General features: G+C 66.7%; 21 protein-coding genes. All 21 read right to left on the bottom strand.

Annotated features, from left to right (window positions below; all coding sequences use genetic code 11):
• Nucleotides 1–16: 16 nt before the first annotated feature.
• The 21 genes from VGR99_RS39020 to VGR99_RS38920 all read right to left on the bottom strand — a co-directional run bounded on the left by VGR99_RS39020 (nt 17) and on the right by VGR99_RS38920 (nt 24,260).
• Nucleotides 17–2,146, bottom strand: coding sequence for a hypothetical protein (locus tag VGR99_RS39020; protein WP_326905265.1), 2,130 nt, complete (start codon nt 2,144–2,146; stop codon nt 17–19).
• Complete coding sequence (locus VGR99_RS39015; protein ID WP_326905264.1) at nt 2,143–4,782, bottom strand: putative baseplate assembly protein; 2,640 nt, start codon at nt 4,780–4,782, stop codon at nt 2,143–2,145. Before VGR99_RS39015 ends, VGR99_RS39020 begins: the two co-directional genes overlap by 4 nt.
• Nucleotides 4,779–7,325 (bottom strand): putative baseplate assembly protein, encoded by a 2,547-nt coding sequence (locus tag VGR99_RS39010; protein ID WP_326905263.1) that lies wholly within the window; start codon nt 7,323–7,325, stop codon nt 4,779–4,781. The genes VGR99_RS39015 and VGR99_RS39010 overlap by 4 nt, the downstream gene beginning before the upstream one ends.
• On the bottom strand, nt 7,322–7,693 hold the full coding sequence (locus VGR99_RS39005; RefSeq protein ID WP_326905262.1) for a GPW/gp25 family protein: 372 nt from the start codon (nt 7,691–7,693) through the stop codon (nt 7,322–7,324). The genes VGR99_RS39010 and VGR99_RS39005 overlap by 4 nt, the downstream gene beginning before the upstream one ends.
• 12 nt (nt 7,694–7,705) lie before the next feature.
• Entirely contained in the window at nt 7,706–8,020 is a 315-nt protein-coding gene (locus VGR99_RS39000; RefSeq protein ID WP_326905261.1) for a hypothetical protein, read from the bottom strand.
• Nucleotides 8,021–8,029: 9 nt separating this feature from the next.
• On the bottom strand, nt 8,030–8,542 hold the full coding sequence (locus VGR99_RS38995) for a phage baseplate assembly protein V (protein WP_326905260.1): 513 nt from the start codon (nt 8,540–8,542) through the stop codon (nt 8,030–8,032).
• A complete protein-coding gene (locus VGR99_RS38990) occupies nt 8,539–9,669 on the bottom strand; it encodes a hypothetical protein (protein ID WP_326905259.1) in 1,131 nt (376 codons plus the stop codon). Before VGR99_RS38990 ends, VGR99_RS38995 begins: the two co-directional genes overlap by 4 nt.
• Nucleotides 9,670–9,683: 14 nt before the next feature.
• Nucleotides 9,684–10,037: a Base plate wedge protein 53 gene (locus VGR99_RS38985; protein WP_326905258.1), complete on the bottom strand. Its 354-nt coding sequence runs from the start codon at nt 10,035–10,037 to the stop codon at nt 9,684–9,686.
• Between the two features lie 8 nt (nt 10,038–10,045).
• Entirely contained in the window at nt 10,046–10,711 is a 666-nt protein-coding gene (locus tag VGR99_RS38980; RefSeq protein WP_326905257.1) for a hypothetical protein, read from the bottom strand.
• The gene (locus VGR99_RS38975; protein ID WP_326905256.1) at nt 10,708–11,256 is read right to left on the bottom strand and encodes a hypothetical protein; all 549 of its coding nucleotides are present in this window, start codon (nt 11,254–11,256) and stop codon (nt 10,708–10,710) included. Before VGR99_RS38975 ends, VGR99_RS38980 begins: the two co-directional genes overlap by 4 nt.
• A gap of 3 nt (nt 11,257–11,259) precedes the next feature.
• Complete coding sequence (locus VGR99_RS38970) at nt 11,260–13,620, bottom strand: DUF4157 domain-containing protein (RefSeq protein ID WP_326905255.1); 2,361 nt, start codon at nt 13,618–13,620, stop codon at nt 11,260–11,262.
• Nucleotides 13,617–13,850: a hypothetical protein gene (locus VGR99_RS38965; RefSeq protein ID WP_326905254.1), complete on the bottom strand. Its 234-nt coding sequence runs from the start codon at nt 13,848–13,850 to the stop codon at nt 13,617–13,619. The genes VGR99_RS38970 and VGR99_RS38965 overlap by 4 nt, the downstream gene beginning before the upstream one ends.
• On the bottom strand, nt 13,847–15,820 hold the full coding sequence (locus VGR99_RS38960; protein WP_326905253.1) for an ATP-binding protein: 1,974 nt from the start codon (nt 15,818–15,820) through the stop codon (nt 13,847–13,849). Before VGR99_RS38960 ends, VGR99_RS38965 begins: the two co-directional genes overlap by 4 nt.
• Entirely contained in the window at nt 15,817–17,166 is a 1,350-nt protein-coding gene (locus VGR99_RS38955; protein ID WP_326905252.1) for a DUF4255 domain-containing protein, read from the bottom strand. The genes VGR99_RS38960 and VGR99_RS38955 overlap by 4 nt, the downstream gene beginning before the upstream one ends.
• Entirely contained in the window at nt 17,163–17,804 is a 642-nt protein-coding gene (locus tag VGR99_RS38950; protein ID WP_326905251.1) for a hypothetical protein, read from the bottom strand. The genes VGR99_RS38955 and VGR99_RS38950 overlap by 4 nt, the downstream gene beginning before the upstream one ends.
• A complete protein-coding gene (locus tag VGR99_RS38945) occupies nt 17,801–18,511 on the bottom strand; it encodes a hypothetical protein (RefSeq protein ID WP_326905250.1) in 711 nt (236 codons plus the stop codon). The genes VGR99_RS38950 and VGR99_RS38945 overlap by 4 nt, the downstream gene beginning before the upstream one ends.
• Before the next feature lie 8 nt (nt 18,512–18,519).
• Nucleotides 18,520–19,044 (bottom strand): phage tail protein, encoded by a 525-nt coding sequence (locus VGR99_RS38940; protein WP_326905249.1) that lies wholly within the window; start codon nt 19,042–19,044, stop codon nt 18,520–18,522.
• 9 nt (nt 19,045–19,053) lie between these two features.
• Nucleotides 19,054–20,574 carry a phage tail sheath family protein gene (locus VGR99_RS38935; protein ID WP_326905248.1) on the bottom strand — a complete coding sequence of 507 codons (1,521 nt, stop codon included), beginning with the start codon at nt 20,572–20,574 and terminating at the stop codon, nt 19,054–19,056.
• A 36-nt stretch (nt 20,575–20,610) separates the two neighbouring features.
• Nucleotides 20,611–20,979, bottom strand: a complete 369-nt coding sequence (locus tag VGR99_RS38930; RefSeq protein WP_326905247.1) for a hypothetical protein — start codon at nt 20,977–20,979, stop codon at nt 20,611–20,613.
• Nucleotides 20,980–21,223: 244 nt separating this feature from the next.
• Nucleotides 21,224–22,006, bottom strand: coding sequence for a response regulator transcription factor (locus tag VGR99_RS38925; RefSeq protein ID WP_326905246.1), 783 nt, complete (start codon nt 22,004–22,006; stop codon nt 21,224–21,226).
• A gap of 238 nt (nt 22,007–22,244) precedes the next feature.
• Nucleotides 22,245–24,260, bottom strand: coding sequence for a putative bifunctional diguanylate cyclase/phosphodiesterase (locus tag VGR99_RS38920; protein WP_326905245.1), 2,016 nt, complete (start codon nt 24,258–24,260; stop codon nt 22,245–22,247).
• Between the last annotated feature and the right edge of the window lie 51 nt (nt 24,261–24,311).

Here is a 24,311-nt window from a genome sequence, read left to right as displayed (position 1 = left end):
CCTCCGATGCACTCGGTCAACTCGCGAAGAACAGGCCCGCGTGCAGCCCGAAACGTAGATATTCGTCGAGACGCAGCCTGAGATTGGCCTCGCGCTGCGGCTGGAATAATGCGTTGAGCACGCCGATCTCGCTGTCATTGTCGCCGCCGGCGCGGATCGCGAGGCTGGTGGTGCGGCGCAGCTGCGCATAGCCGGGATCGCCGTAATGGAGCGATGTGAACAGCGGCAGCGCCGTGAGCGCAGTATCATTTGGGACGCAATGGAATTTGCGCGGCGTGATCGAGCCCGGCGGTACGTAGCAGAAGCGGACGCAGCCTTCCTGGCGGCGCTGGACCAGCAGGGGCGCGATCCATTTTTCCGCGGGCTTTGTTCCGAGCCCGGCGAAGAAGATGGTGTTGGAGGCGAGCTTCAACAGTTTTGTGTGGACCTTGCCGATCACGGTGCATTGGGCGAGGGTCAATTCGGCGCCGGGGCCGCCCGCGTCATCAGCGGCGAAGGCGACGCTCTCCGGCGCGCCGGCATCGATGATGCAGACGGTCAGCGTCACCTCGGCGTCGGTGACGGCCTGGATCGGGCCGGTGATGCAGCGCTCCAGGGTCACCTTGGCGAAGGGATGCTCGACGATCAGGCTCGGCACGCCCGGCGAGACCGGACTGCCGTCACCGTTCAATGCGAGGCCCGGCACCAGCGTGCAGTCGCGCAGCACCAGCTCCCGCGGCTCGACATCGGCAAAGGCCGCGAGCCGGAGCGCGCCGCCGGAGATAACGAGTCCGTCGAGCGTGAGCCGGCCGCGCGCGCCGATATCGAGCGTGATGTCGCCGCTCGCCGCCAGCAGCGGGCGGGTCTGGTCATGCGCGGCGACGACGACGTGGTGCGGCGTGGCATTGCCGAGGACGTCGTCGACTTTGAAGATCGGTGTTTCCGAGTAGGTCAGGCTGTCGCCGATCGTGAGACGACCGCCGGTTCTGATCAGATCAAGTTTGCCCTGCAACACGCCACCGGCGTCGACGGCTTGCTCATTGCCGATATCGCCCTCGGCTGGGACGCGCGGATATTCGCCGCCGCCGATCTGGCGCGCCGTGCCGTAGTGGAAGGTTGCGAGCAGCGGCCCGTCGGCGGCGGAGCCGAGCAGCACGCGGCCGCGCTCGGGATCGAAGCCGATCGTGCCCGCAATCACCTGGGCCTCATGCGCCCAGCCGATCACGTTGCCGCCGCCGTCGAGGATGTCGCGGAGGTCGCAGACGCGCACCTTGGCTGTGGGCACCGGGACGGGCGGATTGCCCGGGGTGAAGAACACCAGGCTCTCGCCATCGCCGTAATCGTCCTCGCGCTGCGTGTCAGGCTGGGCTGTCGCTTGCGCCGCGCGCACGGCCATCGCCATCAGCCGTATCGACAGCGGCTCCGGCACGTTGATGGGCTCGGCAAGATGCGAGATGTCGGCCTCGGACTGGGCGAAGCGGAACAGCTGCATGTCCGCGCCGAGCGGATTGAGACGGAATTTCCGGCCACTTGCGTCGCCTGCATCCGGCGTCAACGGTACGGCGGTGAGCGACAGCGACAATAGCCGCCACAGGAAGATGCCGATGTTGGGAATGTTGTAGCGTCCGGCACCGTGTTCCGGCCGCCGCATCTCCGCGGTGTGCGCGATGCTGTTGAAGGCGCCGTCGCGCCGGAACAGCGCCGCGGTGTCGCGCAGATTGCAGGTCGCCGGCGCGTGCAGCCGGATATGCTTCATGTATTGGGTGGTGGTGAGCTGCTCGAAATACTCGACCGCATGGGCCGGCCAGCCGGTCACGTCATGCGCGAGCTCCTCCAGCATCAGCGCGGTGCCCTTGCGGCGGCGGAAGGCGATGGTGTCGGCGACTTCCGCGCGCGGCGAGGCCAGCTCGCCTCCGAGCCCGCGCAGTGGCCGGTAGCCGATGAGGTCGCCGATGTAGGGTGTGACCCACTCGGCGCAGGTCTCGATGAACTGGTCGTCATAGAGCTGGTCGATTGACTCTTCCAGCGTGGCGAACTCGCGGGCGAAGGCTGCAAGCAGGGCTTGCAGCGGGCCGGCCTTGGCAGGATCGCCCGCAATCGCGGCGTCGCGCAGCCGGTGCAGTGCCGGCAACAGGGCGTAGAGCCGTTCCGGGGTGAGGCTGTTCATGCCATCTCCTCCAGCAAGGCGAACGGCGCCGGGTTCAGGGTCAAGAGCTCGCTCGGCTTCGCCATGCCCTGCTCGACATGCATCCGCGACGCCAGCAGCCGGACCTGGCGAGAGGGAATGGTCTGGGCATAAGGCGTCGTGCCGCCATAGAGCTTGACGAGGTCGACGGCGACGACGCCGGGCACCGACTGCGCGGCTGCGATCACGTCGGACTGCTGCACCGGCTGGCCGAGCTCGCGCGCGTCGAAGGCGAAGTGCGCGCGCAGTGCTGCCTCGACTGCGGCGAGCACGGTCTTGGCGTCGAAGTCGGGATCGCGCTTGACCCTCAATCCGATCCGGAACGTGGAGGGCTGGTAGGGCAACAGCATCACTGCGACATGCGGATCGCCGCCGGCCTTGAGCGCCGCGAGCAGATTGGTCCACACCGGACTTGCGGAATTGACGGGAGCTTCGGGCGGCCCCGCAATCGTGATCGCGACGGTCTTGCCCCGCGGCAGTTGCAGCACCTGCGCCTGCGCCTTGGCAATGCCGGAGAAGGCACGGGCAAAATCCTCATAGTCGAGCACGGATACGACGCGTCCGAGCGTCCGGGCGCCGAGCGGAATGCTGCGCCGTGCCGCATCGGCCGGCTCCGGGTCGTTGCCGCCTTCGGCGGCCAGCGGGTTGCTCACGCCCTTGAGTCCGAGCGGGCGCGACAGGAGCTGGCTCAGCGTCTCGGCGCGGACGTTTCCGGCGACACCGATTCCCTTGCGGTAGGTGGCGCGAACGTTGTTGAGCCCGCTCGGCAGCCGTGCGCCGCTGGCGCCGTCGCCGAATTTCGCGAAATTGCGGCCCTGTTCGTCGACGTCGAGCGTGAAGGCGTGCTCGGTCGCGGCTGCACCATACAGCGTCGCGCGCTCATGCCATGCGATCTCGCCGATCCGCAGCGTCAACTCGCTGGCCGCACCGCTCTCATTGCCGGCGGCCCGATAGGTCAGCGGCAGCTGCTTCAGCTCGAATTGTTGGAATGGTTGGGCGGCGTCGCCCGAGCCGAGAATCTGCGTCACCGTCTCGCCGTGCGAGGCCGGCACGATGTTTGCGTGAACGACAACGCTGCCGCGGTCGAGACCGCCGGCAAGCGGTGGGTCGATCTGAAGCATGCAGCGGCCGGCATCGACCGCTTGGGCGGACACAAGCCGTGCCTGCACGGCGACGGCCGGGCCGCCGGAAGCCTGATTGCCGCGCAGGATCAGCCGCCGTCCGGGAATGAGGCCATCGACGCTGATGGCCGCCGGGATGCTGTCGCCGGTCACAGCGTCGTCGACGGGATATGAGGCGAGTGCGAGTTCCTCCGACTGTACGAACGCGGTACAGCGGCGAACCTGGTCTGCATAGCGATTGTAATTCGAGCCCTGCAATTGCAGCCGTGTGACCTTGCCGCTGAGCGCGAACTCCGCGCGTGATATTTCGTCCGCATCGGTGACCTTGAAGATGTCGAGATGCGCGCCAAAATCGAAGACGCCGTCCGACTTTTTGATCGCGTCGAGGATGATCACGATGGCAGGGATCGCCGCCATCGTAAGCACGACGTAGCCGCCGGCGCGGACCTCGGAATAGACGGTGTCGAGATCGATGAAGCCGCCGGTTAGCGTCGCACCCGCCGGCGAAATCGTGTAATCGGGCCAGTCCGTCGCACTGGAACCGCCAGGATAGTTGCTCCTGAAATCGCTCGACATCGACGCCCACATCGGCGCGTTGTGGCCGAAAGGAGCCGCGCGTTTGCGCAAGGCATAGACCTTCGACGTCTGGGCGGAGGAGACGCCGGACAGACCGAGCTGCCAGGTGACCTTGGTGCGGTCGAAATCCGATTGCAGCTCCACGCTGTCGATGAAGCGGAAATCGCAATTGCTGTCGTTCGTGCCGGGATTGAAGGCATCGCCGGCGATCAGCAGCGCATCGCCCGGCTTCAGATTGTTGCGCTGACCGGCGAGATACATGACGGTGTCGTCCTTGCCGGGCCGCCGCGTCTCCGCCATCCAGGGGCGGATCGCATTCCAGGCCGGCCGCGCGGCGTCGAGCCGCTCGACGGTCTCGAAGGTCTGCGGCTTCTCGTCCGGCCCCGGCACGCTCTGCACTCTGGTGCCGATCTCGATCGACACCTGCGCGGGTACGCCGGTGACGAAGCTGCCCGGTTCAGGCGACAGCTTTGGCGGCGGTGCAGGCGGCGTTTCCAGCGTGAAGGCGAGCCAGGTCTCGGCGGCGACGCCCGGCCGCAGGCGGTAGCCGATCAGCCGGCCCATCTCCTGCAGCGAGACGCGCTCCAGCGCGGTGCGAAGATAGGATTCGTTGGCGATGCGCTCCTGGTAGAAGGTGAGCACGTCGGCGGCGCAGGCGAAGGCGTCGATCAGTCCGATGGTGAAATCGTCGTCGCTCCGGCTTTGCAGCTTGCCGAGCGGGGCGAATGAAGCGGAGGACAGCGCGGCATGCAGGCTGTCTCGGAACTGGCCGTAGTCGCCGATCCGGTAGGCGATGGCGGAGAGGCCGTAGCGGTTGAAAATGCCTTGCGGCGTCTCGGTTTCGACACCGGCGCAGCAGCCGCAGGTCTCGCTGCCGGCGGGCAGGGCGGTGGGCTTGATCACCGGGACTGGTAGCGTCATTTGCCGCCTCCCGCTTCGATGATGAGCCGGCCGCGCTCGCGGAAGCTCGGATTGTTGGCGAGCTGCGCGATCTCGAGGCTGCCGATCGGGATCACCTCGTCATCCAGCGATGTCGCCAGCGGCGAAATGAACCGCTGGAATTTTTCCGCCTGCACCGCCTCGACGCCTTCGACCGCTTGGGCAGCCGCGATGATGCGGCTGAGATAGACGGGATCGCCGAACGAGAAATTGTCGGGATGGAACAGGCCGAGCGTACCGTCGGGCAGCACCGAGCTCGACAGCACGGCGCGAACCGCCTGCGCGACCTCGGCGCGGAAATAGTCCGGCTTGACGCAGACATGGAGCGTGATGTCGAGCGGCACGTAGCGTGGCGGCCGCACGTCGAGATCGTAGCCGGCCATCCTGAACCGCTCGAGATGGTTGCGGAGCTGCGCGGCGAAGGCGGCGTCGACCGCGCCGCCGCCAAAACGGTCTGGCGTCACGAAGACGGTGTACCAGCTTCCGGTCCAGCGGAAGGTTGCGGCGGCGCGCTGCACGTCCGCGCGCCGCTCGGCGGCGGCCGCATAGTCGGCCGCGGTCACCGCGCGCTCCTGGGTGCGGAACGCCTGTGGCGCGTCGCGCCGGGCCGCCTCGATGTCTTCGGGCTCGATGCCGCCGGATGCGGGCAGCGGATTGCGGATGTCGGTGAACACGCCGTTCGTCGTGCTGACGATATGCGCGATGGCTTCGGCGCCGACATTGCCTGACGTGCCGTTGCCGGTCCGGTAGGTCACCGTGAAGGCGGTGTCCTCGGCCGGACGCTTGCCGAGCAGGCCGTCGCCGAACCGCAGCAAAGCGCGGTTGTGATTGTCGATCTCGACCACGACATGCGGAGCGTTGCCCGCACTGCCCGTGAGATCGCGCCGCGGCAGCCAGTGCTCGGTGATGCCGGCGACCTGTCCGATCAGATCGGCAATGGCGGGAGTGGCATCGCGCGGCGACAACAGGCTGAGCGCACTCGCCGCCCACCACGGCTGATCCTTGCTGACGGGAACGGCCAGCAGCGCGCCAAGATCGAACGATTGCGTCAAGGGGCTGTTCGCCAGCACCGGACGGAAGCGCGGCGGCAGCATCAATTCGGGGGGCGAGGTGCAGCAATTGCCCGGCGCGGATGATGCCTGCTTCAGCCTGGAGCGGGGCATCGTGCCAAGCTGCTCGGGCGCCAGCGTGCGGCCGTGATCGACCAGCACGATGTTGCCGCGGGCGACGCTGATCGGAAGCTCAGGGCGATCTTCCACCGTGAGGCAGAGCGGGAAGGGCAGCGCGTCCGCGTCGCTCCAGGCGATCTCGGTGACGTCGACAGGGCCGTCGACCGCCGGCTCATCGAATAGCCCGCCGGACGGATCGTTCGTGAGCGAGACCTCGGTCAGCCGCACGGCCCAGCGATGCCTGGGGTCTGCATCATCCGCGGACAAGGTCGTCGGGCTGATGACCTCCTCGAAGATCAGGATGTCGCCGACGGCAAGCGTGTCGATGTGGCCGCGCAGGGTCGCGCGCGTGGTGCCGCGCGGCAGGCAGCAGCCGTTGTTGCCCCAGGCATAGAAGGCGAGACTGTTCTGTTGCTGGTCGAGCACGGCTGGCGCGACGGTCTCGAACATCTCGGCGCCGCTATCGATCGCATCGGTCAAGGCGTGCGAGCCAGGCGTCAGCACCATGTCGAGCCCGGGGACGCGGGTCAGCAATTGCGTGCCCTTGTCCAGAGCGATGTCCTGCCCGTTCACGTCGAAATGCACGAAGGCGCGCGCGTTGCAGCCTTCATGCAGGTGATAGTCCACCAGTCTCGTGTGGCGCCGCACCGAGATGCGCTGGCGCGCGGTGGCGAGATAGGCCTCGTTGGCGATCGCATCCTGGCGGTAGGCGAGATTGTCGGCGGCATAGGCGAGCAGTTCGACCAGGGTGACGCCGAGATCGGCCGCCGAGCGCTCCTGCCATCCAGGCACGAGCAGGCTCAGCCGGTCCAGCATCAGCCGGCGAAAACCTTGATAGTCGCGCGCGAGATAGTCGATATCGGGCCGCGGGCGCGGCACCGGCGGGCAGGGTGTGGTGTCCGCGCAGTCATAGTCCGAGGGGCATTCGATCTTGAAGGTGAAATCGATCAGCGACAGCTTCGGATCGAAACCCGCCGGCGGCAGGGGCGAGCCGGAATTGGCGAAGATGCCAAACGTATAGATCGAATAATCGCCGCTGCTGTCGGTGCGCACCACCAGGGTACGGGGAAGATCGTCGACGGTGTCGACGAGACCGGGCTCGGCTTCGGCAGGCAGCGCATCGGCCGGCGCGCACCAGACCACGCCGACGGTCGCGATCCGCTCGCCGCCGGTGATGCGCAGATTGTCCGGCGACAGCGTGGAGCCGGAATGCAGCAGCCGAACCAGCAGGGTCTGTTGCCGCGGCGCGCCGGGCGGAGAGGCGAGGTCGAGCACCTCGATGAACTCGATGGCGTTGGCGCTGCCCTTGGCCTTGAGCACGTCGAGCCGGCGCGGATCGCAGCAATGTTGCTTCATGCCCCGCCTCCCGGAAGCGCGATGCTGGCAAGCTGGCTGGTCCGGTCCGCCAGCACGACGTAGCGGATCTCGGCGCGCAGCACCGCATCGTCATTGATCACCTCGACCGAGGTGACGGCGATCAGATGCGACAGATGCTGATGCAGCGCGGCCTGCGCCAGCATCTGCGTGGTCGCGGCGAGCGTCACCGAATTGGGCTCGAACACCAGCGACAGCAGCCCGGCGCCGAAATCCGGCCGCATCACCCGCTCGCCCTGCATGGTGAACAGCACCTGCTCGATCAGGTCGCGAATATGGTCGAGGCGATCGGTGGTGGCCGTGCGGCCCTGGTCGTCGAAATGATAGGGGAAATCGAGCTCGTTGCTCACATCGTCCTCCCCTCACGTTGCCATGACGCGCATCTGCGCGACCACCGGGAGCATCGGCGTGCCCGTGGGCGTGCAGACCGATTGCCCCATCATGGTCGCGGCCGGTGCGCCTCCGATCATCACCCGCGCCGCGCCCATCACCATCTGGCCAGTCACACAGGGCGGCGCCGAGCCCGTCAGCGAACAGCCTGCGATCGCATAGGGACTGGTGAGATTGACCGCGGGCTGGCCCGACAGCATCACGCGCGGGAACGGCGACATCGGCATCGCCTGTCCGGCGTGGCTGCACAGCACGGTGGCGCCAAGATGCAGCACGGGAGCGGGCATGTGTTCCTCCTAGATCACCGTGAGTGCGCCGAGATTCACGTCGACGGTCGGCCCCGTCATCGTGATGACCGCGCCCTTGCCGTTGGAAATGGTGATGCCGACATCGCTGACCGAGATCATCGCGCCGGTGGTGGTCTGCATCAGGATGCCGCCGGTCGGTCCCGGCACGTCGCTGATGGTGAGGCCGTTCTTCAGCGGGGTTTGCAGGGTGATGCCGGGCACGCCGGGCGGCACCGCATGCGCCAGCACCGGTACTTCGGCCGCGCTGCCCCAGTAGCACCCGACCCAGATCGGATAGTCCGGATCGCCGCGCTCGAACTCGATCCAGACGCCGGCACCGATGATCGGCACCGTGAAGAAGCCGGCATTGATGCCTGCGGTCGGTACGCACGGCATCGCCCAGCTCGTCGGTATGACGGCGCCGACGTCGGGCACCATCACCTGGATCCGGCCGATCTGCAGCGGGTCGACATTGTTGACCACCACCGCGCGATATTTTCCGTAAAGGGGCGCATCGCTCATGTCGGCACCTGCGGAACGGTCGAGATCAGCGCGTTGCGCGCGAGCGAGAACGACTGCTTGTAGGAGCCGCGTTCGATCTCGTGGGTGACGTTCTTGACGTAATAGAGCCCGTCATAGGGCAGGCCCGCGCCGCGCACGCCGACCAGTTGCCGCGACTTCAGCACACGCCCATATCGGGCAACGTCAAGCTTGCCATTGCCGAACACGCTGTCGCTGTGCTGGCTGGCATAAGCGAGCCCCGCCATCAGCGCCTGCGGCGCGGACAGATGCGCGGTGTTGGCGAGCTTCTCGATCTTCGGCGGCAGCGGCGGCACCAGGCCAAGCGGCGGGCTCATCGGTGTGATGTCGGGGATCGGAACCGGAATCGGCGCCTTGCTGTTGCTCTCCTGGAAGAACACGATCGGCATGATCTTGCGTTCCTTGTCGAAGTTGAACGAGATCTCCTCGACATTGGTGAGCGCATCCATGTTGGTGGTGAGCGCCGGCTGCGGCGCGCCGAAGCGGATCTCCGGTCCCCAATAGGCCTTCGAGGCACCGGGTGCCGGGCCGGCCTCGAGATAGAAGACGTAGCCGGCTTCGCCCGCGAGCTTCTTGACGTAGGCGTAGTCGCTGCCCGTCTGCTGCGGGATCTGCTGGATCGGGATCGGCGGGATGTCGAGCACGCTCGGGATCACCATCGGGATCACGCCGAGGGCTGCGTATTTGGCGAGGATCGCGAGCACCCGCACCGACGGCGGCATCGCCGGGAAGGGCAGGCCGGGCAGCTCGATGATGTCCATCAGCGCCGACATGTCCTTGCCCTTGATCACGAGCTTGCCGACCCCGCCGGTGCCGGGCTGGGTCTCGACATTGGTGACCATGCCGTCGATGACGCTTTCTGCCGTGCCGTTGATGGTGACGATCAGCACCACACGAAGCAGCGGCGGCAGCGCACCGCCGCCGGCGAGCAGGAAGATCGTGCGCAGCGGCGAGCGGACCGGCAGGTCGAAGGTCAGCTCGAAGCCGCTCTGTGCATCGCCCGATCCGATCTCGATCTTGGCGTGGGTCAGCGTCTCCAGCACCTCGCGCGGCGCCGGCACGGGGGCCGGGCCGATCTGGAGCGAGAGCTGGACGCCGCCTTGCATCATTGCCGGTTGCCTCCTTACGTCCCGCTCGGACGCGGGATCTGCACGCGCTCGCCGGGTGTGTCGGTGAGATCGAACGGATCGGTCACGACATTGGCGTCGGCGATACGCCAGTACAGCTCGGGATCGCCGAGGGTGTTGGACGCAAGCGTGTCGGGCCGTTCGCCGGCATTGACGATGTGCTCGCCGGCGATACCTATGTCGCGGCCTTGCGGGATGAAGCGGCGCAGCACATAGGCGAGGCCGGGATCGTCGGCACTGCGCTTCAACCGGCCGATCGCCACGCCGTGGTAGCGGCTGTTCGGCGCAAACGTATTGTCCGGAAACGCTCCGGCATCGATCAGCATCTGGACGGGATCCGAGGACATCATGCGCTCCGTCAGGGCAGGCTGGTAAGGCCGAGCGAGGCCAGCGAGGCGCCGCCGGTGAGGCCGGCGAGCGCTTCGCGGGTTCGCAAGTAGCTGAGGAAGATCGTTCCGCCTCGATGCGAGAAGCCGAGATCGTCGGTGCTCATCACGTGAAGGCCGAGCGAGACCTTTGCGCGGATCGGATTGAGCCCGGGGTCGAAGGCTTCCTCGACGATGGAGAATTCGGCGACGCGCACCGGCGCGACGCGATTCTTGCTCCAGACGAACAAGGTAAGCGGCGCTTCCGGCGGCAGGATCTCCAGCGTGCCGCCGTCGGCCTGGTTCGCGACCCCGAGCAGATCGTCGACGCTGGGATTGACGAGTGCCTCGAGCACGGCGAGCTGCGGCGCGATGCCGAAGGCAACCGCATTGGCATGCGCGTCGGGATCGGCGAGCTGGTCGGTGGCATCGATCTCGGCGTCGAGCTTGATGGTCTCGATCGCCGGACCCTTCAGCCGGAACGGCTGCGCGCGCCCGCCGGCCGTGCCGTCGCCGCCCGTGCCCTGAACCTGGTAGCTGCGGCTCAGTGTGTCAGGATTGTACTGGAGTGCGATCTGCCGCCGCACCGTGCCGCCGCCCGGCGCCAGCACCACGAGGCCGCCTTTGATGAGTTTCGGAGAGTCGGTGAGGCCGGTCATGGGGAATCGTCCTGCGATGGACTGCGCGATGGCGGCAACCGCCTCTGACGGAGATCGAGCCGAAGGTCGCGTTGATAGCGTTGCAGTTCGCACGGCGCGAATGCCGCGATCCGAAGCGGCGTTTCGGCTGCGTGGTCGACATACAGCGTCAGCCCCCGCCCAGCGTAGACATATTCGTTGCTCTCGACCTCGAACGTTCCCTGAAACGAGTTGAGCCTCGCCTCCGGCTCACCGAGCTCGTCAAGCAGCGAGGACAGCGAATCGACGAGTTCAACGTGGGTTGCGTCGATCAGCATGACGACCTCGCCGTCGGCCCATACCCGCATGCCGCGCGAGAAGCCTGCGGCAGCAGCATTGAACCAGTTGGTCCGATGCATGGCACTGCCGAGAACGCCCAGGCCAGGCGAGGATCGATCGAGATCGAACAGGACTGCGACGTCGTCGAGCGACGTCCGCTCGGAGAGGCCGGTGAACGCACGCAGATCGCGGCTTGCGAAGGACCGTAGCGCTGTCAGGGCGGCTGTCGATGTAGGGCTGGCATGCATGATTCAGCCCCCGATCTTCGCGACGTCGCCCTGGAAATAGGCGGCGTAGAGGTTGCGGATACCGACGACGTTGACCAGCTTCACGGCCTCGGCATAGGAGGGGTAGCGTCGGCGCGAGGCCGGCTTCACCGTGATGGGCTTCAGTTTTGCGTAGGCGGGGCCTTCGACCGCCTCGCGGAGCTCCGAATCGTTGGCCCTCGGCGCGACGTTCTCCCAGACGATTTCGTCAAACAGCGAATCGACACCCTCGATCAGCGTGTTGTTCTCGTTGGAGCCGTCGCCAAACGTGTTGGCGAAGTCGTCGTAGGCCTTGGTCCGGAGCGTGTGAATGTATTCGTGGATCAAGGTCTGGAACATGTCCCACAGGAAATCCCGATCTTCGTCGGGATCATCCTTCTTGAAGATCTGGATGTTGATGTCGCCGAAGCCTGCAGACGCGTCCCAGCCCCGATCGATCTCGTTCAGCTTGTCGACCTGCGCATCCGTACTGGTGAAGTCGTCTGCGATCGTGTCGAGGATGGTCGCCTCGTCGCCCACAGGATTGTTGCTCGAGTCGAACTTCGGCGAGGCGTTGAATTTCCGGTTGGCCGCGCGTATGTCGTCGTCGGACTGGAAGAAATAGAGCACGAGGGCCTTAGCCATTTTCCGCTTTGCGGTGCTATCCATGCCCGCCAGGTCCGCCTCGGTGTCGGCGAACAGGTCGTGGATGCTGCCGCGCTTCGCGACGGTGTCGGCCTTCAATTCGGGATGTTTCGATTTATCGTAGTAAGCGCCGAACACCTTGTCGGTTTCATCCTTGCTGGCCTTGCCGATCCGCTCGAATTCGGCGAGTTCATGCACCTTGGCCGGATCGCCGTGTTCGGCGGGGCCCTTGTCCTTGACCATTGCGTCCCAATAGCCCTGAATCAGATCCGGCATCATGGCGCGGATGGCGTCGTCATAGGCTTTCTTGCCCGCGTCGGAGGTATCGAACGGCAATGCAATGCCGCTGGAATCGACCTTGACGTCGGGCTTCAACGCCTTGGCGATGTCGGCCTTCTTCGCAGCGTCCGGTGCTGTCGTCTTCGACAAGTCGCCGGCGTTGGTCGTGAGGGTCACATCGCGCAGCACCTGCTGTAGCACGACGTCGTACTTGCGGAGCGTATGCTTGGTCGCGCTGATTTTCGTTTTCAGCGCGGTCTTGTTTTTCGCATCCGATTCGGCGGCAAGCTGCTCGCCAAGATCATCGATCTGACTCGCGAGCTTGGCGCGCTCGCGGCCGAGGTCCTGCGTCGCGGTTTCGCGCACGGTCGTTTCGAGCGCGAACAGCTCCGCGGCGATGTTGTCGAGTTCCTCGTCGCTGCTGGCGAGTGCAAGCCGTAGCTTGAGATCCGTGGCATCGTAAGCGAAGGTTGGCGCTCCCTTGCCAGTCTCGCCTTGTGGCTCCACGTCGCCCTTGGCAAGCGCGTCGCGTCCGCCCCGGAAGCGGGCGGCGAAGAAGCGCTTCAATCTCTTGTACTCGTCGCCGTCGAGATCGGATTCAAGATCGGTGACGCTGAGTTTGCCTGCACCGAACATGATCCGCAGCGCCGCGATGTCGCTGAGTTCGAGCAGGTCGAGGATGGCGTTCTCGTCGTCATCGAGCGTCGGGCCGTCCTGCATCTCCTGGATCAACAATGCCTTCTGCAGAGGGGCAAGCTTGAACTCGGCCTGGCCCGCCTTCCACCGCCGAACGATCGCGCGCGCCTTGTTGTCGCTGTCGAAGCTGCCTTCGTATGCGTTGGCCGTGGCGATCTTCTCGAGATAGCTGAGCAATTCCTTGTCGCTGAAATTGCCCTCGGCGCCGAAGAAAACGGCGATCGATTCGTACCAGGCCAGCCGCTGCACCGCGGCGGGTGGCGTGGTCGTGCCGCGCTGCTGCACGACATGGGCGAGTTCGTGCGCAAGAATGTGGCGGCCGCGCGGGGTTTGCGGATCGTAGGCGCCGTCGCCGAACACGATGTGGGAGCCGGCGGTATAGGCGGTCGCGCGGATTGAGCGGGCTGACGCAGCGGCCTCTGCGCCGGTGTGGATACGCACCCGGCTGAAGTCGGAGCGGAACTGTCGCTCCATTGCCTGTCGCGTCGGAGCGCCGAGCGAAGTGCCGGCCGATCCGACCACGTCGGAGACGGCGGCGGGCGCGGCTTGCCCACCCGTGTGCGTGGTGCGCGGAAGAGGTGACAGCGCTGGAGCGGGCCCCGCGGTCTTCGCGGGTCGCATGGCGGTTTCGGCCGCGTGCTCGGCTTCGGTCTCGAAACGATCGCGGGCCGGACGAAGCTCGAGCGAAGGCCCCCACGCGGGCGAGGGGTGTTTCGGGAGCACCGTCGGAGCAGCCCGTGTGTTCATGGCCGACCTCGCGAACGTCCAGCACCGGGTGTTGTGGTCAGTCGTGTCGCAATGCTATCGGCTACCATGCGTGGGGCATCACCGGGCGCCGCGCCAGCCTGGTCGGCGGCCCCGGCGAGCCGATGCTGCAACGCCTGACCGATGGCGTCGGAGAGTCCCGCGACTTCAGCGCGTCGCGACGCATCGACGACGAGCCGTCCGATCCGGATCTCGATGCCGGCATGTTTCATGGCGCGGCTCCCGCCCAGGGCCGTTCCAGCTTGGAGAATTCGGCGCGCACCGCGGCATTGATGGCATCCTGCCCGATCGGTCCGCCCTCGGCCGCGGCCTGGAAGGCGGCGTTGAGCGCGATCGCGCGGATGTTGCCCCCGGTCAGTTGCAGTCGGGCGAGACCCGCAAAGTCGACCTCGCCGAGCGGCGCGTCGGCCGGGAACTGCAGCCGCCACAGCTTTTCGCGCGCGACGGCGTCGGGGTAGGGGAACTGGATCACATGGCGGATCCGGCGCAGGAAGGCGCGGTCGAGTGCGCTCTTCATGTTGGTGGTGAGAATGACGAGCCCGCGATAGGTCTCGATCCGCTGCAACAGATAGGCGATCTCGATATTGGCAAAGCGATCGTGGCTGTCGCGCACCTCGCTGCGCTTGCCGAACAGCGCGTCGGCCTCGTCGAACAGCAGGATCGCGCCGCTGGTCTCGGCGGCCTCGAACAGGCGGCTCAAATTCTTCTCGGTCTCGCCGATATATTTGCTGACGACGCTGGCAAGGTCGATGCGATAGAGATCGAGCCCGGCGGCGCCGGCGATCGCCTCGGCGGCATAGGTTTTGCCGGTGCCGGATTCCCCGGCGAACAGCGCTGCGGCACCGAGGCCCCGGCCGTTATGCGCGGCAAAGCCCCAGTCGCCATGGACACGCGGACGGTGCTGCAACTCGCCGGCGATGGCCCGGAGCTGCGCAATCACGACCGGCGGAGCGACCAGATCGTCGAAGTCGACGCGGCTGTCGATCCGCTGCGCCAGTGCGTCGAGACCGCCACGCACCGCGGCGCGGCAGAGCCGCCATACAGCAGGGCCGACCAGGGCCGGCTGACCTCGCGTCTCGGCCAGGGCTTTGGTGACCACAAGGCGCAGCTCGGCCGGGGGTACATTGAATTGCCGCAGCGCCGGACGCAGTGCGGCTGCGAGGGCCGTCGCCTGTTCGCGGGGCAGGCCCTGCAGGGCCGCGGCTTGCTGTGCGGCGAGGGAGGCATCGGGCACCTCGAGACGCAGCACGCGCCGCTGCCGCAGCCGCGACAGACGGGCTGGTTGCGGCGCGTTCAGCGCGATCGCGGGGCCGACCAGATGAGCGAGCAGCGTCCCACCCCGCGCGTCGGCATCATTGGCGTCCATCGCGCGGTCGTGCTCGAGCACGATCATGGCATCCGAGAGCGCTGCCTCGCGGTCGAGCAGGCGGGCGATCTCGGCGATGTCGCGCGGATCATGTGGCAGGTCGCGGGCATGGAGCCAGAGGCCGCTCGCGCCGAACTCGCTGAGGGCCGCACGCGCAAGGTCGCGCTGCGGCTCGATCTCGCCGCGCGCATGACCCAGCGCGACCAGCGCCGCCGCGCCGCTGCCGAGGGCCTGCGCAATCGTGCCCGCGAGTGGCGTGTCGGGCTCGCGCGGTCCGGCCGGCTCGCAGCGGGCGAGGGCGATCAGGCGGACGTCCATCGCGGCGACGCCAGTCAGGTAATGCAGCACGCGCTCGTCGATCTGGATCGGCCGGCGCGGTGGTGCTTCGCGGCCGTCGCAGGCGATCAGGCGCCAGCGCCGCAACGGCCGCAGCGGCGACAGCGCATCCCAATGCGGCTCAGCCAGCACCTGCATGGCAAAATTGAGCGTCGGCTGCGGGTTCGAGGTTGCATCGGACCGCTCTGCGATCGCCCCACTGACGAGGCGGCGCAGTGCGCTGTCGAGCTCGACGCCGGCCGCCAGCAGCACGACGTCGCGCTCGAACGGCGTCAGGCCGAACAGCTTCGTCAGCGCATCGAGCGCCGGCTCGAAATCGTCGTCGCATTCGGGAGGAGCCGGTTCGGCACTTGCAGACGGATCCTCCAATTGTTGCGCGAGGCGCGAGCGCAGCGCGGCGAGCTGCGCCGTCAGCCATTGCTGGTTGCGGCTGGCCCAATCGAGCGTGGACTGCGCTTGCGGTCTGTCGTGCATGTTCATGGCGGCACGCTCAGGGTTTGCGAGGCGTCGTAGGCGGGCGCATCGCCGCTGAGATCGAGCAGGAGGCTGTCGACGCCGTCGACGCGCAGCCGAGCCGGATAGGCGCCGGCAGGAAGCGTCGGGGCGAAGTCGAACACCAGCGGATCGGTGGCTACCGTGCGCGGATTGGCGATGGCTTCCACCGTGCCGAGCACGAGGCTCGCGCGCTGGCGTGGCTGCACCTGCGGGCGCGAGAACAGCGTTGCGGTAACGCGCAGCGGCGCGGTCTTGCGCAGCACGGTCGCCGCTGGCAGCGACAGCGGCGCATCGGCCGCGATCACCAGGGCAGGCGCGATGATCAGCGCGATCGCGTTGGTCTCGCGCTCATTGGCTTCGCCGGTTGGCAGGAACCGTAGCGTCAGGCTCCATTGCCCTGGCGCCAACGCAGCTTGCGCGGCGGCATCGTTCGGCAGCGTTACGGTGAGCTCGGTGCCGTCGGCGTTGGGCGCGCCCGGAATCAGCTCGACGGGAACCGGAAACAGCGGATGCGCCAGCCGGACGCGATAATTGCTGCCGCTCAGGCGGATGCCGGTGAGAACCACGGGCTCGCCGAGCCGCGCGCCGGCCTGTTTCAACTGCGGCGTCGCGGCGAACAGCGTCGGCAATGGCGGCAGCATGTCCGGATTGACGACGACCCCGCGGTCGCGCTTGGTCGCGGGGTCGACGATCCCGCGCGACAGCACCGGCAGCGGCGAGATTGCGGGCTTGGTAGCCTCGATCAGCACCACCGACACCACATAGGCGGCTGTCGGCCGGTAATGCGACTGGATCGCCGCCCAGAGTCTCGACATTTCCTCCGGGCCCATCACGGCCGGCGTGATCTTGATCAACTCGGCCTGGTCGGCGAGGTCGGCGGCGGCGAGGGCCTGGAATGCCGGCGGCAGCATCGGGATATTGATCGGGTTGGGATTCAGTGCGCGCTGCACGGCGGCACGGTCGAGCACCGGGCGCTCGTGCAGCAGATGCATGCCGTAGCCGAGCAGGATCTCGGCCTGGCAATCGACCCGGGCATAGGCCGTGAGCAGATAATGAAGGTCGAGCGCGAGCGGTGCATTGGTGAGGCGCTCGCCGCTGCTCGATGAGCGGGACGGCAGGGCCTGGTTGCGCCAACCCGGATTTGGCGTCACTTGATGCAGGAACAGATTGAGGCGCGGCTGCTCCTCGGGACTGGTGAGGTCGATCGTGTCGGGCGCGACGGCGCTGACATTGACCGTGCTGCCGACCGCGGGGCCGGCCTGGATCAACCCGTTGTCGAGCAGGTTGCGCAGCACCGCGCTGACCGCGCCGATCGCGAGTGGTGAGCTCATGCGCGGCCTCCAGATCCCGGACGGCGCAGATAGTCGGACAGTGACACCGACGGTTTTGATGCCGGCTTGACGGCGCGTGCTGCGCGCGGCGGCTCCGGCGAGCGGATGTCGATGCGATCGATCGTCACCTTGATCACGGGCGGCGTCTCGCGCCGGCGCTGTGCCTGGCCGGCGAGCACGGCCTCGCCGAGCGGCGGCGCTGGCGGCGTTGCTGTCTCGTTTCGAACGCGGAGCGTCTCGCGTACAACCGTCTCGCGCGCGGGCGCCATGGCTGGCAGCTCGCGCGGCGCGACGGAGGGAGCGACATGGGCCGGCGGTCCTGGCGGCGCCGTGTTCGATTGAACGGGCCGGATCACTGCTGCGGCCTTGGCCGCCGGGCGCAGGGGCGCTTCCGCATGATCGGGCTCTGTCTCCGCGGGCTGCGGTGACTGCGCTGCGATGCGCGGATGATCCTCGGCGATACGGCCTATCGGCGTCTGCGGCGGCGACGGTTGCCCTTCGGCCGGCCATGTTTCGAGCATCGGTGCATTGTCGGTCCGGACCGGAGCGGAAAAGCGCGGCGGCAGCGCGACGCGTGCGGCACCTGCGATCGGCTCGCCGCGTCCGAGGCACGCGAGGTTTTGCAGGAGGCCCGTCATGAGACACCCGCCAATTGCAGATAGGCGGCGCGGCGGGCCTGCGGCAGCGCCAACACCTCGGCTTCGCTCCAGCCATATTCGCGCGCAAGCGCATCGACCTCGAGCAGGCTGCGCTCCGCCGCGGCCTGGATCTCGGCCCAGAGCGCCGGCGCGATATCGATGACGGCCTGCCAGCTATGGCTGCAATCGGGGCAATCGAGGGCGAAGGCGATGACGGCGCCGGGATCGCAACGTTCGAGCTCGGCCTCGATCCGGTCGCGCGTGTCCTGATCGAGCGCTGTCGACGGCATATCGCCGAGGCAGCGCGCGAGCAGCGACTGGGCCGCGGCCAGGGAGTCCGGCGCTGCGGCTAGGTTGGCGAGATCAGAGAGCACCGGCAGACGCAGCGTCAGTTCTTGGCCGCCGATCGCGATGCGTGGCGGGACGGCGTCGGCCTGTGGCGCGAGCCCATCCGCAAGCGCTGCGCTGTCGGCGGTGAATTCGCAGTCGCCGTGACAGGCTGGGCAGGCGGCGCGCAGTCGCCAGGACGCGCCGAACAGTTTTGTGCGCAACGCCAGGAGCGCGGCATTGCCGGCGCCGATCGTATCCGTCGGTACGGCGCCGGCCGCGTTGAGCAGGGCATCGTCGCGCTGGTGCCGCGCGCGACCGGCGGCCTGGTCCCACAGCGCCAGAATGTCCTGCTCGCGTCGTGCGGCGGCGGAGAGCATGGGTTGCCTCAGGCCGGATCAGAGAAGGTCGGCTCGGACGGCTCGGTGACGGCCTGGTCGCGCTCCCAGCCCTCGTTCTCCAGCTTGATGTGCTGGATCGCGACCGCATTGGCGTTGGCGTCGAGATCAGGCAGCGACTGGTATTCCGAGACCCAGCAGCGGAAGATCTTGTAGGCGAGCGCGAGTTGCCCGGCCTCGTTGTAGACCTCGAGGATGATGTCCTTGCGGAAATCCTTCAGCGAGACCTCGGCGCCGAGGCCCGCTCCGAAATGCCAGACCTTGTTGGCCCATTTCTCGAACTCGGTGTCGTGGGTGACGCCGCGATCGAGCGTGATCGCCTCAAATTTGCTGCGGCCGGGCGATTTGCGCCCCGTGGAGGGATCGCCGCCCTCGCGGTGCTCGACCACTTCGGTGGTGCGCTTCAACGCCGAGACCTTGCTGATGCCGGCGACGTAGCGGCCGTCCCATTTCACGCGGAACTTGAAGTTCTTGTAGGGATCGAAGCGCTGCGGATTGACCGAGAACTGTGCCATTTGCTTGCCTCAGGTTGGGATGTCGCCGGCGATCTGCTGGATCTGGATGACGACGAACTCAGCCGGCTTCAGCGGCGCGAAGCCGACGATGATGTTGACGATGCCGAGATTGATGTCGGCCTGCGTCGTGGTCTCGCGGTCGCATTTGACGAAATAGGCCTCGCGCGGCGTGCGGCCCTGGAACGCACCCTGGCGGAACAGCCCTTGCAAGAAGGCGCCGATGTTGAGCCTGATCTGCGCCCACAGCGGCTCGTCATTGGGTTCGAACACCACCCATTGCGTGCCGCGGTAGAGGCTCTCCTCCAGGAACAGTGCCATGCGCCGCACCGGCACGTATTTCCATTCCGAGCCGCGATCGTTCTGGCCGTGCAGCGTGCGCGCGCCCCAGACCACGTTGCCGTAGACCGGCAGCGTGCGCAGGCAATTGACGCCGATCGGGTTGAGCTGGCCGTTCTCGGCATCGCTCAAGGTCAGCGCGAAGCCGACGCCGCCGTTGACGCTGGCGTCGGTGCCCGCCGGTGCTTTCCAGACCCCGCGCGTAGCGTCCGTCCGGGCATAGACGCCGGCGGCGAAGCCGCAGGGCGGGAAGTCACGCACGACGCCGGATTGCAGCGGATCGGCCTGCATCACCCAGGGATAATACAGCGCGGAGAAATTGCCGTCGTTACCGGTCAGGCCGGCTTCGCCGGCGGCGCCGCTCATGTTGGCGACCGTCTCGTTCTGGAGACTGTCCACGATCAGGAAGGCGCGCCGGGCGTGGCAACGCTGTTGCAGCTTGGCGAGCGCGGCCTGGGTCGCCGCATTGGTGTTGGTGAGTCCGGGAACGCAGACCAGGTTGAACAGGTCGATGCGGTCGACGATCCCGCCGGTCGCGAACAACGGATCGATCGCGTTCACGAAGGTGCCGTCATTGGCGAGCAGAACCGTGCCGTCGGCGCCGCCCGTAAATGGCTTCGTGGTCGCGGTCGGTACAGTCGCCGATGCCGTGGTCAGCTTGTCCATGAAGGCGGAGCGGCCGTTGACGACGCTGGGCGCGTAACGCGGATCGGCCTTGTTCATCGACAGATCCTGGAACGTCTCCACGATGCTGGTGCTTGGCGACGGGCCGATGACGTCGAGCCGGAAGCGGGTGTTGTCGTCGGCGCGCAGCGTCAGCGTGACGCTGTAGGAATTGGCCCACTGGCCCGGCGAGCTCGCCTGGACGCCGAGATCGTTGAATGCGCAGGCCGCGGTCTTCGCGTCGTTGGCGGGCGTTCCCGAATTGAACAGCGCGATCCGCACGATGTAGGCGTCACTCCCGCCATTATCGAAGAACTGGCGCACCGCGTAGCCGAGATAGGCGCGGCGGTCGAGCCCGCCAAAGGCCCGCTCGTAATCGGCAAAGCTCGAGATGCGCACCGCGCGATCGGTGGGGCCGCGCGGCGCCCAGCCGATGAACAGCGCGATCGACGTCGCCACGCCCGAGATCGAACGCACGCCGCTGGGGATTTCCTCGATATAGACGCCGGGTTGCAGAAGGGCTGAGGGCATGTCGGCTCCTGTGATTTGGCGGTCTGTCTCGCTCGGTCAGATCGCAGCGATGGTCTTGCCCGACCTGCGCGTGCGCCTTGGGCGCGGCCGGCGCCTCGGGCCGGGCGGATCACGAATGGCTTCGGACAGGGACTGCGTCGTGATCTCGGTGATGACGGTGCGGTGCGGGCGCAGCTCGTAGAGCGCGCCGCTGTCGCCGCTTGCGACGATGGTGACGACCTTCAGCCGCGGCCGGCTGTGCAGCAGGCTTGCCAGACTGTCGCGCTCGTCCGGGGCCTTCTGCGCGACCACAATGACGTCGGCACGGGTGCGGCGGGCTTCCCTCGCCAGATTGGCCTCGTCGCTCGTGCCGACCACGGACAAGGCCGGATCGTTCGCGACGACATGCTCCAGAATACCGGTCATCAGCCTCGGAAACCCTGCAATGAGGATGCGTCTCTGTCGCAATGGCCACCTTTGCGGCGAGCCTTGCACAAGGCGCGGCGGCGCGAATGAGCCAAAGGGTTCAGAGAGGATGCAGCTGATGGTCCAGATCATGCGCGCGGCGCGGCGTTATCGATGTCGCGAGCGTTTGCGCGACGCGTCGCAGCGTGCCGCTCCTGCGCGCTATGCGGGCCAATGCCGGATCAAAGGATCTAGGCCGAAAAGTCTAGCGGGTCTGGACCCGCAAGGTTGGGGACGCCAGCCAGCCGTTTGCGTGCAGATGCTTGCTGATCTCGCCACGGCGGCGAATCTGCAGCTTGCTGAGCACGTTGTGCATGTGGTTCTTGACGGTCGAATTGCGGATCCGCAAGGCGCGCGCGATCTCCTTGTTCGAGAGGCCCTCGCCGGCGAAGCGGATGATCTCGTGCTCGCGCGGCGTCAACGTGTCGACGCCGGCCGCGGGCTCTCGTACCGCTGCCCGGGACGAGAGTGTCGCGAGCCGGCCGAACAGGGCGGCGGCGACCTTGGGTGAGCAGACGAGCTCGTCGCGCATCGCGTTGTGGACGGCAGCAACGACGTCGCCGATGGAACCGTCACGCAGCACGAAGCCGGACACACCGGCTTCCGCACAGGCGAGGATGTCCTGTTCGACCTCCGCGACGGCGATAGCGACGACCTTGAGGCTAGGTGACAGCGCGCGACAGGCTGCCGATTGCGTCAGGCCTCGCGGCGTCGCGATGTCGACCAGCAGCACCTGCGCGCCGCTGTCGATGATCTGCTCGGGCGGGGTTGCGAGATCGCCGTGTCCGGTGATGTGTAAGCATTCCTGCCGTGCCAGGCATGAGCCGAGGCCCTCGCAGAGCAGGCGTACATCACTCAGGATGAAGAGACGGACGGGGCGGACGCCGCCGCTGTCTAGCGCGGCCGGTGGCCGTGATGGATGCGAAATGGCGAAATGAGATTGCAGCGGGGCATGGCGCCCTGCCGGAAATGACGCATTGGACGACATGCCTGCCTCCCGATTGCCAACTCACAACCGTGTTTGCCGCCGCGCCCAGTTGAAAGTCACAGATCAATTAGTTGTATTTTTAATGACTTTCCCCCTGAAATTGACTATCGCGCTTTTTGGAGACCCTGACAAGCATCCACATCACAGGCGGAGTCGCCGGAGGCATTTGGACGCATGTGAAGTGGTCGAGTTGACAGGGGCGGGATCAACTCTCAGTTGATGTGACCGGAGGCTCGCCTCAGGCCACGACCTTGGCGGTGGGCGTCGCTGCGCCGTCGAGACGCTGCCGCTCCTCTGCGAGATAGTCATCAATCGCATCGCCCGGCATCGGCTTCGCAAAGTAATAGCCCTGGATGTAGTCGCATCCCAGGCGGCGCAAGGTGTCCAGCTGGGCACGCGTCTCGACACCCTCGACGACGCAGGCGATCTCCATGTCGTCGCAGAGGCCGGTGAGCGACTTGATGATCTTGTGGCTGACCGGGTTGTCGTTGATGTCGGCGACGAAGCTGCGATCGACCTTGATCTTGTCGAGCGGCAGGCGGTGCACGTGGCTCAGCGAGGAATAGCCGGTGCCGAAATCGTCCAGCGAAATGCCGCAGCCCATCGCCTTCAATGCCGCGATCGACTGCTGCGCGCGCACGAAGTCGAAGGTGACGGCGGTCTCGGTGATCTCGAAATCGATCCGGTGCGGCGGCACCCCGCTCTTTTCGACGATGCTGATCAGTGGCAGGATGCCTTCGGCCGAGCAGACGTCGTGGGCGGAGAGGTTGAACGACAGGCGGATGTGGTCGGGCCAGGTCTTTGCCGTCGCGAGCGCGCGAACCAGCAGCGCCTGCGTCAGCGGCCGGATCAGGCCGATACGTTCTGCAGCCGGAATGAAGTCGGCCGGCGAAACCACGCCGAGGCGGGAGCTGCGCCAGCGTGCCAGAACCTCGAAGCCGGCGGTGTGCTCGCTCATGGCATCGACGATCGGCTGGAACACCAGGTCCATCTCGGTGCTGAAATCGGCGGTGCGCAGCAGGTTCTCGATGACGCCACGGCTACGGATCTCGGCCTCGAGCTCGCTCGAGAAGATCACGGTGCGGCCGCGCAGCTGGCGCTTGGCGTGGTAGAGCGAATAGTCGGCGCATTCATAGAGCGCTTCCGCCGTCGTTGCCGATTGCGGAAACGATGCGAAGCCGATCGAGCAGGACAGCCCGGTATGGGCGGTATCGACCTGGTACGGAAGCTTGACCTTGTCGCCGATGCGTTCGCCCAGCCGCAGCAGATCGGAATCGTCGGGATCGCCGCAGACGACGAGGCCGAACTCGTCGCCGCCGAGCCGGGCGAATTCCACCCGCTGCGGACCAAAGCCCTCGCAGACCTCGCGGATGCGCCGGCCCGCCTCGATCAGGACGCGGTCGCCGACCGAGTGCCCGTAATTGTCGTTGATCGGCTTGAAGCCGTCGAGGTCGATGATCCCGACCGCGACGCGAACGCTCCGGCGCTCGGCGTCCGCGAAGGCGCTCGACAGCTCGGCGAAGAAGCGGCGGCGGTTCGGCAGCTCGGTGAGCGAGTCCAGATTGGCGAGGCGGAAGTTCTCGTCCGATAGTGCCTGGGTCGCCGCCTGTTGCGCCAGCAGCGACTTGCGGCTGGCGACGAGATCGGCGAAGTCGCGATAGTAGATGAACAGCACCGTCACCATCGCGCCCGAGACCAGCAGATTGTTGACGGCGATTGCCTTTAGCGTCGGCTCGCCCGTGGCCCAGAAGAACAGCACATAGGGTACGTCGACGACCAGCGTCACGATCAGCGCCGCGGAGCGCAGATGCATCAGCGAGAAGATGCAGCCGATCACGGTCACGGCCATGTAGAAGGCGACCTGGCTCTTAGCGAAGGGATCGCCATAAGGATAGAGCGCGAAGGACCAGGCGGTGAAGCCCGCGCCGATCGGCAATGTCATCCAGTTGGTGGCGCGCAGATTGCGCAGGATGTCGGCATCGCTGCGTACGAGGTGACGCTGGCGCAGCCACCAGAAGGTGCGCAGGGCCGCGAGCACGGTGAGCACACCAGGCACGACCATCGTCAGCCAATCCGGCGCCACGCTCACATAGGTATAGGCGACCGCGATCGTGTTGCTCATCAGGATGAAGTAGAGCAGCGGGATCTGCTTGGAGAAGGCGTCGAACTGTGCGCGCGTCAGGTCCGGGTCATCCGGCACGCGAAACAGCCGCATCACGGCGGCGAGCAGAGACTTCAAATTGGCGACAGGCATTGCAATACGCGCCCCGGATCCCTTCAAAACGAGGGTGATCTTGCACGGCGG

The sequence above is a fragment of the Bradyrhizobium sp. genome (genome assembly GCF_035935975.1).
GTDB lineage: Bacteria > Pseudomonadota > Alphaproteobacteria > Rhizobiales > Xanthobacteraceae > Bradyrhizobium.
The sequence above is the reverse complement of the archived record's forward strand: the minus strand, read 5'-3'. Positions and strand labels throughout refer to the sequence as shown.

What these genes read in the sequence shown, in the direction of transcription:
- VGR99_RS38965 (WP_326905254.1), bottom strand. Translation starts at nt 13,850, where the DNA reads ATGAAACATGCCGGCATCGAGATCCGGATCGGACGGCTCGTCGTCGAT.
- VGR99_RS38975 (WP_326905256.1), bottom strand. Translation starts at nt 11,256, where the DNA reads ATGCATGCCAGCCCTACATCGACAGCCGCCCTGACAGCGCTACGGTCC.
- VGR99_RS38960 (WP_326905253.1), bottom strand. Translation starts at nt 15,820, where the DNA reads ATGAACATGCACGACAGACCGCAAGCGCAGTCCACGCTCGATTGGGCC.
- VGR99_RS39000 (WP_326905261.1), bottom strand. Translation starts at nt 8,020, where the DNA reads ATGCCCGCTCCCGTGCTGCATCTTGGCGCCACCGTGCTGTGCAGCCAC.
- VGR99_RS38980 (WP_326905257.1), bottom strand. Translation starts at nt 10,711, where the DNA reads ATGACCGGCCTCACCGACTCTCCGAAACTCATCAAAGGCGGCCTCGTG.
- VGR99_RS38940 (WP_326905249.1), bottom strand. Translation starts at nt 19,044, where the DNA reads ATGGCACAGTTCTCGGTCAATCCGCAGCGCTTCGATCCCTACAAGAAC.
- VGR99_RS39015 (WP_326905264.1), bottom strand. Translation starts at nt 4,782, where the DNA reads ATGACGCTACCAGTCCCGGTGATCAAGCCCACCGCCCTGCCCGCCGGC.
- VGR99_RS39020 (WP_326905265.1), bottom strand. Translation starts at nt 2,146, where the DNA reads ATGAACAGCCTCACCCCGGAACGGCTCTACGCCCTGTTGCCGGCACTG.
- VGR99_RS38920 (WP_326905245.1), bottom strand. Translation starts at nt 24,260, where the DNA reads ATGCCTGTCGCCAATTTGAAGTCTCTGCTCGCCGCCGTGATGCGGCTG.
- VGR99_RS38945 (WP_326905250.1), bottom strand. Translation starts at nt 18,511, where the DNA reads ATGCTCTCCGCCGCCGCACGACGCGAGCAGGACATTCTGGCGCTGTGG.
- VGR99_RS38985 (WP_326905258.1), bottom strand. Translation starts at nt 10,037, where the DNA reads ATGATGTCCTCGGATCCCGTCCAGATGCTGATCGATGCCGGAGCGTTT.
- VGR99_RS39010 (WP_326905263.1), bottom strand. Translation starts at nt 7,325, where the DNA reads ATGAAGCAACATTGCTGCGATCCGCGCCGGCTCGACGTGCTCAAGGCC.
- VGR99_RS38925 (WP_326905246.1), bottom strand. Translation starts at nt 22,006, where the DNA reads ATGTCGTCCAATGCGTCATTTCCGGCAGGGCGCCATGCCCCGCTGCAA.
- VGR99_RS38995 (WP_326905260.1), bottom strand. Translation starts at nt 8,542, where the DNA reads ATGAGCGATGCGCCCCTTTACGGAAAATATCGCGCGGTGGTGGTCAAC.
- VGR99_RS38930 (WP_326905247.1), bottom strand. Translation starts at nt 20,979, where the DNA reads ATGACCGGTATTCTGGAGCATGTCGTCGCGAACGATCCGGCCTTGTCC.
- VGR99_RS38970 (WP_326905255.1), bottom strand. Translation starts at nt 13,620, where the DNA reads ATGAACACACGGGCTGCTCCGACGGTGCTCCCGAAACACCCCTCGCCC.
- VGR99_RS38935 (WP_326905248.1), bottom strand. Translation starts at nt 20,574, where the DNA reads ATGCCCTCAGCCCTTCTGCAACCCGGCGTCTATATCGAGGAAATCCCC.
- VGR99_RS38990 (WP_326905259.1), bottom strand. Translation starts at nt 9,669, where the DNA reads ATGATGCAAGGCGGCGTCCAGCTCTCGCTCCAGATCGGCCCGGCCCCC.
- VGR99_RS38955 (WP_326905252.1), bottom strand. Translation starts at nt 17,166, where the DNA reads ATGAGCTCACCACTCGCGATCGGCGCGGTCAGCGCGGTGCTGCGCAAC.
- VGR99_RS38950 (WP_326905251.1), bottom strand. Translation starts at nt 17,804, where the DNA reads ATGACGGGCCTCCTGCAAAACCTCGCGTGCCTCGGACGCGGCGAGCCG.